Source organism: Planctomycetota bacterium (genome assembly GCA_039819165.1).
Classification (GTDB): Bacteria; Planctomycetota; Phycisphaerae; order Phycisphaerales; family UBA1924; genus JAHCJI01.
In genome coordinates this window covers 1-662 of record JBCBSM010000006.1, presented here as the reverse complement: position 1 = coordinate 662, position 662 = coordinate 1, and the positions used below count along the sequence as shown (strand labels likewise).

Sequence of the window (662 nt, the reverse complement as noted above, 5' to 3'; positions counted from 1 at the left end):
GCCGCGCCAAGGCTTTGCGCAAACTCCTTTTCCAGAAGCCTGTCCTGCGCGATCGTCAGGGCCCGAACGCCGGGCGCGACGGCGACGCCGGCGGTGACGAGCGCCTCAAGCGGCGCCGCCGGCACGTTCTCGAATTCGTAGGTGACAACGTCGACGCCCGCCGCGAAGACCTTCAGGGCTTCAACGTCTTCATAAGGCGCGATGACAGTCGCCGCCGCGCAGTCTGCGGCCGGCGAGTCCGGCGCGTCGACGAACACATGGGTCTTGAGACCAAGCCGCGTCGCCGCCGCTGCGATCAACCGCCCAAGCTGGCCGCCGCCGACGACGCCGATGGTCCCGCCGGGCGGGATGAGGCGATAGGCCTGGAGCGGTTTGATCGCCGGTGCGTCGGGGTGTGGCTGCGCCATTCTTCTGTCTGGAGATTAATCGTCGGACACGGTGACAGGCACACCGGCCGACTGGGCCGCGCGCCAGTCAGCAAGCCGTTTGGCGACCTCCGGTCGGCCGAGGGCGACGATCGCCGCCGCCGCCAGCCCGGCGTTCGCTGCGCCCGGCTCGCCAATCGCCACCGTCAGCACCGGCACGCCCTTCGGCATCTGCACAATAGACAATAGGCTGTCGACGCCGCCGAGACGCGGGGTCTCAACCGGCACGCCAATGAC

Annotated in this window: 2 protein-coding genes; both read right to left on the bottom strand. The window is 69.2% G+C overall.

Features of this window, described 5'->3' with window-relative positions; translation table 11 throughout:
* On the bottom strand, positions 1–407 hold a 407-nt coding region (locus tag AAFX79_13740; GenBank protein MEO1009619.1), incomplete at its 3' end, for a hypothetical protein.
* Positions 408–422: 15 nt separating this feature from the next.
* A partial coding sequence (locus AAFX79_13735; GenBank protein MEO1009618.1) for an AIR carboxylase family protein occupies positions 423–662 on the bottom strand: 240 nt, incomplete at its 5' end.